Below are 1,921 nucleotides of genomic sequence, written 5' to 3'. Positions count from 1 at the left end.
TGCTGGATGCGAGGACGCTGTCGTGGAACGGCCCTCCCGGGCGGTCCTTCAGGACCGTTCGGGAGGGACGAGGAGCCGTCTCACGAACCGAGCACCCAGTCCGGGACCATTCGTTCAGAGGAAAGAATGCGGGTGAACCGTTACCCGGAAGGGCCGAGACGCAGGGTCCAGACGCCCGGTTGAGGGCGGCTGGACCCTGTGGCTCGGTCGAACTTGGCGACGCAGGAGCCTAGTGAGATAGAGTGAGCGAACCCTTCAGGGCCGCCCCGATCTCTCTTTTGCTTTTTTTACCTATGACCCTGATTTTTGCCCGAAGACTCCCGCGTGAGCAAAAACGCTACAAACCCGACGGCAAGAACCAGCAGACCTCCCCGGGTGGGATGCAGAAAGCCCTTCCAGATCATGAGAAGAATGGCTGCCTGAAAGACCAGAGCCCCAATGCGGATTACGGTTTGTCGTGACATGGGGGTATTCTAGCCTTCTTCGCTGTCCTGGCGCAGCCCCCCTGTGGGGGGCGAGCAGTCGGGGGCATCAAAACTCGCGCCGACGAGGCGCGTCCGCCTGACTAAACTGGACGAGCGAACAAAAAAGCGGCTCGGAGGCCGCTGGATGTTTCAGAGAGAGGCACTTTAGGAGGCCGGAAAAACTCAGGCGATATTGCGATCCTCCTGAACGCTCTATCTGGTGGCCTTAAAAGATGAGCCCCGGAGTGCGGACCAGATAGAAAACCCCGTATCCACCTGCTCCGAGCGCGAGAGCGACAGCGGCCGCGCTCGCAGCAGTCACGTAACCCTTGCTTATGGCATACAGAAGAAAGCCTGCAACAAAATACACCAAAAGGAGGCCTGCGGTCTCCCCGGCAAGGACCAGATGGCGGCTGGCGTGAAACGCGGCGGGCACGGCTGGCGGATAGCTGGCCAGTGAGGCGTAAAGACCGATAGTCAGACCGGTCATCAGGAGCACGAAAAGAAAGATGATAGCGGTGCGGTCCACTGTGATGCCTCCTGAATCAGTAAGGAGATGAATACCAGAGGTTAACGGAGTAACGGAAGGACAGGGCGGCGCAATCGGCTCCCTGTCCTTCCCGGCGCGCTTTAAAACGGGATTTCGTTATCGAGGTCGTCCCCGCCCGGTGCGTCCCAGCCCGCATTGCGGTTTGCATTGCCAGACGATCCCCCGGACCGGCCGCCACTGCTTCCACCACCAAAGCCGCCCTCGCCCCGGTTGCTGTCGATCAGCACCAGCTCGCCCCGGAAACGGTCAATAACTACCTCTGTAGTGTAGTGCTCCTGACCGCCCTGATCTGTCCATTTACGGGTGCGGAGTTCGCCTTCGATATAGACTTTGCGGCCTTTGCGGAGGAAGCGCTCTGCGACGTCACCAGCCCGCTCATTGAAGATGACGACACGGTGCCATTCGGTGCGCTCACGGCGTTCGCCGCTCTGGCGGTCGTTCCATGTGTCAGACGTGGCGAGGGTAAAGCTCACGATCTTGGACCCGGACTGCGTATGACGAACTTCCGGGTCTATACCAAGGTTTCCAACGAGAATGACTTTGTTAACGGAACCAGCCATGAGAGCCTCCAAGACTTAGGGAACGTATCGACTGGACTTGTTCGGCGTCATTGCCTCTGTCCATGAATAGATATTAGGTTTTTACTTGGTGAACGTCAACGAAAAACGGCAGAAAACTGCCGTTTTCAAATAAATAAAGCCGTAAAAATGTGATATTTACTTGTTGATTACTGAAATTATATTTGATGTTTTCCTAGACCTATCCTGCCCGTGCGGCGAGCACACTGACGACGACGAGAGTGGAAGGGAGGTGGCGTTTTCCTGAGCCCATCCTGCCACCGGCCAAGACGGGCGACGGGACAGGCCGTCAAGCCCGGAGCGTCCTGAGCAAAGGAGGCGGTCTGCGA

The 1,921-nt window shown here is 57.8% G+C and carries 3 protein-coding genes; 1 reads left to right on the top strand and 2 read right to left on the bottom strand.

Going from position 1 to position 1,921, the window contains the following annotated elements; all coding sequences use genetic code 11:
- Window positions 1-242: 242 nt before the first annotated feature.
- Window positions 243-461: a hypothetical protein gene (locus tag GSP01_RS14515; RefSeq protein ID WP_141354673.1), complete on the top strand. Its 219-nt coding sequence runs from the start codon at window positions 243-245 to the stop codon at window positions 459-461.
- 229 nt (window positions 462-690) lie between these two features.
- Here the strand turns inward: GSP01_RS14515 and GSP01_RS14510 are convergent, their stop codons facing one another.
- Both GSP01_RS14510 and ssb read right to left on the bottom strand, forming a co-directional pair.
- Window positions 691-993: a hypothetical protein gene (locus GSP01_RS14510; RefSeq protein ID WP_141354671.1), complete on the bottom strand. Its 303-nt coding sequence runs from the start codon at window positions 991-993 to the stop codon at window positions 691-693.
- Window positions 994-1,094: 101 nt separating this feature from the next.
- Window positions 1,095-1,574 carry a single-stranded DNA-binding protein gene (gene ssb / locus GSP01_RS14505; protein ID WP_141354669.1) on the bottom strand — a complete coding sequence of 160 codons (480 nt, stop codon included), beginning with the start codon at window positions 1,572-1,574 and terminating at the stop codon, window positions 1,095-1,097.
- Window positions 1,575-1,921: the final 347 nt, after the last annotated feature.

Origin of the sequence: Gluconobacter sphaericus NBRC 12467, assembly GCF_006539125.1 — a bacterium.
Taxonomy (GTDB): Bacteria; Pseudomonadota; Alphaproteobacteria; order Acetobacterales; family Acetobacteraceae; genus Gluconobacter; species Gluconobacter sphaericus.
This window is presented reverse-complemented; position numbering and strand designations above follow the sequence as displayed.